General features: G+C 63.5%; 6 protein-coding genes. 3 read left to right on the top strand and 3 right to left on the bottom strand.

All coding sequences use genetic code 11. The features are described from left to right. The first annotated feature begins 161 nt into the window (after positions 1-161). On the top strand, positions 162-827 hold the full coding sequence (locus tag ACVOLL_RS20320; RefSeq protein ID WP_481514541.1) for a YceH family protein: 666 nt from the start codon (positions 162-164) through the stop codon (positions 825-827). Positions 828-839: 12 nt separating this feature from the next. Here ACVOLL_RS20320 and ACVOLL_RS20315 read toward each other — a convergent pair whose 3' ends face one another. Then, entirely contained in the window at positions 840-1,355 is a 516-nt protein-coding gene (locus ACVOLL_RS20315) for a GNAT family N-acetyltransferase (RefSeq protein ID WP_481514540.1), read from the bottom strand. A 229-nt stretch (positions 1,356-1,584) separates the two neighbouring features. Beyond that, positions 1,585-3,567, bottom strand: coding sequence for a UvrD-helicase domain-containing protein (locus ACVOLL_RS20310; RefSeq protein ID WP_481514542.1), 1,983 nt, complete (start codon positions 3,565-3,567; stop codon positions 1,585-1,587). A gap of 87 nt (positions 3,568-3,654) precedes the next feature. Between ACVOLL_RS20310 and ACVOLL_RS20305 the strand changes: the two genes are divergently transcribed. Together ACVOLL_RS20305 and ACVOLL_RS20300 are read left to right on the top strand one after the other, a co-directional pair. After that, on the top strand, positions 3,655-4,425 hold the full coding sequence (locus ACVOLL_RS20305; protein ID WP_481514539.1) for a sel1 repeat family protein: 771 nt from the start codon (positions 3,655-3,657) through the stop codon (positions 4,423-4,425). Positions 4,426-4,502: 77 nt separating this feature from the next. Next, positions 4,503-5,123: a thymidine kinase gene (locus tag ACVOLL_RS20300; protein ID WP_296250341.1), complete on the top strand. Its 621-nt coding sequence runs from the start codon at positions 4,503-4,505 to the stop codon at positions 5,121-5,123. 176 nt (positions 5,124-5,299) lie between these two features. Here the strand turns inward: ACVOLL_RS20300 and ACVOLL_RS20295 are convergent, their stop codons facing one another. Then, positions 5,300-6,904, bottom strand: a complete 1,605-nt coding sequence (locus ACVOLL_RS20295; protein ID WP_481514538.1) for an OpgD/OpgG family glucan biosynthesis protein — start codon at positions 6,902-6,904, stop codon at positions 5,300-5,302. Positions 6,905-7,150 lie beyond the last annotated feature (246 nt).

Genomic DNA, 7,150 nt, shown 5'->3' with positions numbered 1-7,150 from the left:
GACGCCCGCCCCGCTCCCCGCCCGCGCGGGGCGGCAACCCTCCTTAAAAGCCGGGGGGGGCCGGGGGTCTCCCCACCCCCGCCGGCGCCCGACCCCGGTTTTAACCCCGATTTCCGCACTCAGCTATGCTTGCGCCCCCTAGCAAGACCAGAGCCCCAACCGTGTCCGACGCCAGCCAGACCCCCGATTTCCCTATCCTCGACGCCGCCCAGGCGCGCGTGCTGGGCTGCCTGATCGAGAAGGAGGCCACAACCCCGGATACCTATCCGCTGACGGTCAATGCCGCCCAGGTAGCCGCCAACCAGAAGACCGCCCGCGAGCCGGTGATGAATCTGGACCCCGGCAAGGTGCAGCACGCACTGCGCCAGTTGGAGACGCTGGGTCTGGTGCGCCAGCACTTCGCCTCGCGCGCCGACCGCTACGAACACCTGACCGGGCCCAAGCTCGACCTGCCGCGTCAGCAGGTCGCCCTGCTCGGCTTGCTGTTGCTGCGCGGCCCGCAGACCGCCGGTGAGCTGACCACCCGCAGCGAGCGCATGGCCAAGTTCGCCGATGCCGCCGACCTGCGCCACCAGCTGGAACGCTTGCAGCAGCGCGGCCTGGTTGTGCAGCTGCCGCGCGGCTCCGGCCAGCGCGAAGACCGCTTCATGCACCTGCTGTGTGGCGCAGTTGATGTGGATGCACTGGCGGCGCAGTACCGTGCGCCGTCGGGTTCTGCCGCCACCGTCGATAACAGCGCTTTGGAAGAGCGCGTGCAGCAGTTGGAAGCCACCGTCGCTGCGCTGCAGGAACAACTAGCAGCCTTGCAGGAACAGTTGGGCGGCTGAGCCGGCTCAGCCTTATGGCGTGTTGACGAACAGCAGCAGCTGTTCGTCCTCGCCCGGCAGCATCACCGTGCCGCCATCAGCGAAGCCGAGCTTTTCCAGCAAGGCCACTGAGCGCGCATTGCCCTGCGAGACAATCGCACGCAGTTCGCCCAGGCCCAGTGTGCCGCGGGCGTAATCAAGCACCGCCTGCACCGCCTCTCGTGCATAGCCTTGGCCCGTATAAGGCGACAGCAAGGCGTAGCCGACATCGGCACTAGGCAGGCCCGGTCGCCGCACCAAGCCGGCATTGCCGAGCCAGGCGCCATCGCTACGCCGTTCAATCGCATACATGCCGAAGCCATGCGCGGCATAGCTGCCGAAGGTGTGCTTGCGCACGTACTCGCGAGCTTCCTCCACAGTGCGCACGCCGCGGTCGCCGATGAATTCGTGGAAGCCCGGTTCGTTGAGCAATTGCAGCATCGCGGCGGCATCGCCGTCGTCGTCGCGTAGCAGGCGCAGTTGCAGGCGTTCGGTCTGGATCAGGGACATGGTGGACTCGTTGCTTCTGCCCCCTCCCTTCTGCGTAGCAGAGGGGAGGGCTGGGGAGGGGTGCTTTTGATTCTTGCCGGTAGAGCCTCTGCCGAGCATGGCTCGGTACTACCTCCTAAAGCAAAGGGGGGCTGTTCGCAGAGAGCCTTAATCAAAGCGCAAAGCCAAGGGCCAAAGCTACCCCCTCCCAGCCTCCCCCTTGGCTTCGCCAAAGGGGAGGGGCAAAGCATCAATCAAACAGCGCTTGAATCGCTGCCAATCCGGCCTTGGCGCGCTCCTGCTTGTGCGCGGCATCGGCCACCGGATCGGCGCCATCGCGCTGGATCTCACCGGCAGGAATCTCATCGAAAAACCGGCTCGGCTTGAGCCGGATGTGCTCGCCAAACTTGCGCGTCAAACGACTGAAACTCATCCACAGCTGGATCTTGGCGCGGGTGATGCCCACGTACAGCAGGCGCCGTTCTTCCTGCAGGTTGCCTTCATCCAGGCTGACCTGATGCGGCAGCACGCCGTCCTCGCAGCCAACGATGAACACATACGGAAATTCCAGGCCCTTGGACGCATGCAACGTCATCATCCGCACCTGGTTGCCGCCGTCGTCCTTGTCGTTACGCGAAATCAGCGCCAGCTGCGCGGCCATGTCGGCGGCGCTGGCACCTCGCGGGCCGCTCTCGAACCACGAAGCCAGTTCTTCCAGATTGTTTGCACGACGCTCGTAGCCGGCAGTGTCCTTGGCTGCATTCCGCAGTTCGGCCAACATGCCCGAATCTTTGGACACGCGCCGCACCAGATCGCCTGAGCTCATGCCACGCATGTCCAGCCGCAGCGCGCGCAGGATATCGGTGAACTTGCTCAGGCTATTGGCCGCACGCGGGGTGAGCTGGGCAAGCGCGCCCATGCTTTCAGCAGCCTGTGCCATCGGGATGTCCTTCTCGGACGCCAGCTCGGCCAGCTTGGCCAGCGTGCTGGCGCCGACATCGCGCTTGGGCGACTGCACCGCGCGCATGAAGGCGGTGTCGTCGTCCGGGTTCACGATCAAGCGCAACCACGCCAGCGTATCCTTCACTTCCTGCCGTTCAAGGAACACCGTGCCACCGTTGAGGTGATACGGCACGCCGACCAGCTGCATCGCTTTTTCCAGCGGCCGCGACTGGAAGTTGCCGCGGAACAGGATGCAGAAATCACTCCACGGAATCTTGCGATTGGTGGCGAGGAAGTGGATCTCAGAGGCGACTTTTTCCGCCTCATGTTCACTGTTGCGGCATTCCCACACGCGGATGCGTTCACCGTCGGCCTGATCCGACCACAAGGTTTTCAGGTGCTCGTGCGGGTTGTGTGCGATCAACGCATTGGCCGCGCGCAGCACGCGGTTGGAACAACGGTAGTTCTGTTCCAGCTTGATGATCTGCAGCTTGGGATAATCCACGCCCATCTGCTGCAGGTTTTCAGGATTGGCGCCGCGCCAGGCATAGATCGACTGGTCGTCATCGCCCACGCAGGTGAAGTTGCCGGCGGGCCCAGCCAACTGCTTGAGCAGGCGGTACTGGGCATCATTGGTGTCCTGGCATTCGTCGACCAACAGGTAGCCGATGCGCTCGCGCCAGGCCAGGGCGATATCCGGGTGTTCTTCCAGCACCTGCACCGGCAGACGGATCAGGTCATCGAAATCCACCGCGTTGAACGAGGTCAAACGGGTCTGGTACAGCTCGTAGACCATCGCCGCGTCTTTCTCGCGGTTGCTGCGCGCCGCCGCCATTGCCTGCTCGGGTGACAGGCCGGAGTTCTTGGCCCGCGAGATCAGGTTTTTCATGTCCTCGATGTCATCGGGCTTGGCGTTGGTACCGCCCAGCAAATCCTTGATCTGCGCGCCGGCATCGTCGGCATCGAAGATGGAGAAATTGCGCTTCAAACCCACCTGTTCATGTTCAATCTGCAGGAACTTCAGGCCCAAGGCATGGAAGGTGCAGATGGTGACCTCAGCCGCGTCCTCGGCGCGCAGGCGCTTGGCCACACGCTCGCGCATTTCCTTGGCCGATTTATTGGTAAAGGTGATCGCGGCGATGCGGCGGGCCGGGTAGCGGCGAATGCCTATCAGATGGGCGATTTTCTCGACGATCACGCGCGTCTTGCCACTGCCGGCACCAGCCAGCACCAGCAGAGGACCTTCGGCATGTACAGCCGCCGCGCGTTGAGGGGGATTGAGGGAGTCCAGCATGAACGCCGCGAATGACAACCAATGGGAATTCTACCGGCAATTGGAAGTGGTAGTCTGTCGGAACCTCAGGACGCGGGGCTCGACATGAACAGGATGTGGGCTATTGGGCTGGCGATAATTGCAACTGCTTCCGCAATGACTCTCGCCGTCAATCGTGCGATTGCACAGCCAACGGACCAGCCGGAGAAAATCAACGCGGATTTCGTGGCTTCAGGGTTCCTTTCGTCTCACCCTGATGTTCTCTATCGGCAGTTTGGCCTGGATCTGCTGCATCGTGGACAACACGTAAGAGGTATCAATGCCCTCTTACGCGCCGCGCGCTATGCAGACAAGCCTTCCCAGGCAGTTATCGCCGAAGGTTACTGGCAGGGCCAGTTCGGATTGCCTCGAGACCCTTCCACCGCCTATGCATGGATGGACCTTGCAGCTGAGCGCGGTTACCCCGAACTCCTGACACTACGTGAAAAGTACTGGACTGCGCTCAGCCTAAGCGAGCGCTCCCGTGCCCTGGAACTTGGCCCCTCCATTTACATGCAGTACGGCGACGATGTGGCCAGACCAAGGTTGGCAAAGGTGCTACGCCGCGGGATTCGCGAGGTGACTGGCAGCAGGACGGGGTTTGGCGGCAATTTGACCATCGTCGGGTCGCTTCCAGGAGGCGGCAGTGGTGCTCCCACGGCGGCGAAAGATACAACCATGGTGCCAAGCACCCATATTCCCGGCGGCAAGTTCTATGCCCCAGCGCTCTGGCAGCCTCGACTTTACTTCCAGCAGCAGGACATGGACTGGAGGGATCGACTTGGCCCAACGTTGTATCCCAAGATCACAGTTGGCCCCCCCACCATGGCCCGATGATGCCCCCGCATCACGCACCATCGGGTTCTGCGGGTACCCGCCATGCAGCAATTCGACGCTGATTGGTAAAATGGAGCATGGCCAAGCTCTATTTTTACTATTCGGCGATGAACGCCGGCAAGACCACCACCCTGCTGCAGTCCGCGCACAATTACCGCGAGCGCGGCATGCGTGTCGCCCTGCTGACCCCGCACCTGGACCACCGCGCTGGCACCGGCGTAGTCGCCTCGCGGATCGGCCTGCAGGCCGAAGCCACCACCTTCGAGCGCGATACCGACCTGGAGAAGCTGATCCAGCAGGACATCGCCGCCCACGGCAAGCTCGGCTGCGTGCTGGTGGACGAGGCGCAGTTCCTGAGCAAGTCGCAGGTCTGGCAGCTGTCCGAGGTGGTCGACCAGTTGCGCATCCCGGCGCTGTGTTACGGGCTGCGTACCGACTTCCGTGGCGAGCTGTTCGAAGGCAGCCAATACCTGCTGGCCTGGGCCGACGAGATGCAGGAGATCAAGACCATCTGCCACAGCGGCAAGAAGGCGACGATGACCGTGCGCGTGGACGAGAACGGGTTTGCCGTGCAGGACGGCCCGCAGGTGGAGATCGGCGGCAACGACCGCTATGTGTCGGTGAGCCGCGCAGAGTTCAAGAAGATCACCCGCGGTGAGGGGCGGATTGATCCGATGCAGGCGCCGTTGCCGTTGTAACGAGAACTCGCGGAAGTGATGCGTCCCTTCTCCCGTTCACGGGAGAAGGTGCCCGGAGGGCGGATGAGGGGAGGCGCGAAGCGCTGCTTTGGTCTGAGCCTTAAAAGCTTGCCCTCACCCCAACCCCTCTCCCGTAAACGGGAGAGGGGCTTAAGCAAGAGCTTCAAGCAAAGCCCTCAATACAACGTCCGCTCCGGCGCACCAGCAGCCGGCGGGCTGTACTGGTACAACCACGTCTCGCTCAGGGTCTTGCCGCCGCTGCGCAGGTACAGGCGCACGTCGATCTGATCGGTGCTGCCGTCCGGCGGCACCAGGTCGAACATGGCGCGGTAGCCCTTGATCTCTCGCAGCGGGCGCGCCGATACCACTTCCACGCGGCCACGGCTGGTTTCAACCACCGCCTCGACGTCGGCCTTGTCGATCAGGCTGGCCAGTTCGCCGCCTTCGAAGTCGACCGCGAAACGCCACGAGAAATACTCGCGCTTCTTGCCGATGATGCCGCCCAGGCCGGTGCGGCTGGCCACGCAGTGCGCAAGCGGCGGACGTGCTGGCGGCTCGGCGCCCCAATACAGACGATAGCCGACCAGCAGTTCCTGGCCCGGCTGCGGCTTGGCCTTGGGGTTCCAGAAGGCAACGATGTTATCGAAGGTTTCATCGACAGTGGGAATCTCCACCAGCTGCACCGAACCTTCGCCCCATTGCCCCTTGGGTTCGATCCACAGGCAGGGGCGCTTCTCGTAGAACACGCCGTCGTCCTGGTAATGGTCGAAGTTGCGGTCACGCTGAAGCAGGCCGAAGCCGCGCGGGTTGTTGTCGACGAACATGTTGAAACGCAGGTTGGCCGGATTGCACAGCGGCCGCCAGATCCACTCGCCGGCACCGTTCCACATCGACAGGCCATCGGTATCGTGGATCTCCGGGCGCCAGTCCCAATCCATGCGGCGATCGTTCTCGCCGACCTGGTACATGCTGGTGCACGGCGCGATGCCGAGCCGCTCGATTTCCTTGCGCGGGTACAACGCGCTGTCGATATCCATCAGCAGCACATCGCCATTGGTGATGGCGAAGCGATAGGCACCGGCAACGCTTGGCGAATCCAGCAGACCGTAAACCACCAGCGTGTCCGAGTCGGCTGACGGCTGCTCCAGGTAATAGGCGATGAAGTCCGGGAACTCCTCCGGGCGGCCCATGCCGGTATCGATGGCCAAGCCACGCGCCGACTGCCCGTACTGGCCCTCCTTGCCCACCGCGCGGAAATAGCTGGCGCCAAGGAAGGCGGCGAAGTCGCGGTCGGTATCGCTGCGGGTATTGAGGCGGAAGCCGGCAAAGCCGAGGTCGGCCGGCAACTCGCCATCGTGGATGCCGCTCTTGCCGTAGTTGAAGGCCGCGCCGTCATAGGCCAGCTCCTGCGCCTTGCCGTCGACCACGTCGAACATGCGCACCGGCGAATGGAAGTACAGGCCGAGGTGGAAGAACTTCGCCTGGAACTTGCCGGGCTGGTCAGCCCATAGCGCATGGTCCTGGCGGTAGCCGATGGACTGGTACTGGTCCCAGTCGAGTTTCTCCAGCGCGCCCGGCAGGGTGCGCTTGTGGCTCTTGTACGGCGCCTGCGCCAGCGCACGGGCCTGGCCCTTGAGCGTGGCGAAGTCGAAAGGCTGCGCTTGGCCCAGCCGGCGCAGGCCCAGCTGGGCGGGTTTGCCAGCCGCGCAGGCGCTGAAGGCCGGAAGACCGAATGCCGCCAAGGCGGCAGCGGCGTTGCGCAGGAAGTCGCGTCGTTGCATGGAAAGGCAGGCCGGTAGGGGACCGCAGCATGGTAGGCGGAATTGTGTGAATCGACAGCCTCAAGCGCTCGCCGAATGAACATCCGCTTCAGCCAGCCAACGATAGGCCTACCCCTCCCCAGCCCTCCCCTTGCCTGCGGCAAAGGGAGGGGGCTGATCCTGCGTAGTCCCAAGCCATGCTCGGCAGAGGCTTTCCCGGTAACGCTCCTGCCGAGCCTGGCTCGGCACTACAGGCGTTCGGCGCTC

The sequence above is a fragment of the Stenotrophomonas sp. STEN035 genome (assembly GCF_056759935.1).
Note: the sequence above shows the minus strand (reverse complement) of the source record. Positions and strands in the feature narration are given on the sequence as shown.

Coding starts and splice junctions, on each gene's coding strand:
- ACVOLL_RS20315 (WP_481514540.1), bottom strand. CDS start 1,355: ATGTCCCTGATCCAGACCGAACGCCTGCAACTGCGCCTGCTACGCGAC.
- ACVOLL_RS20305 (WP_481514539.1), top strand. CDS start 3,655: ATGAACAGGATGTGGGCTATTGGGCTGGCGATAATTGCAACTGCTTCC.
- ACVOLL_RS20300 (WP_296250341.1), top strand. CDS start 4,503: ATGGCCAAGCTCTATTTTTACTATTCGGCGATGAACGCCGGCAAGACC.
- ACVOLL_RS20295 (WP_481514538.1), bottom strand. CDS start 6,904: ATGCAACGACGCGACTTCCTGCGCAACGCCGCTGCCGCCTTGGCGGCA.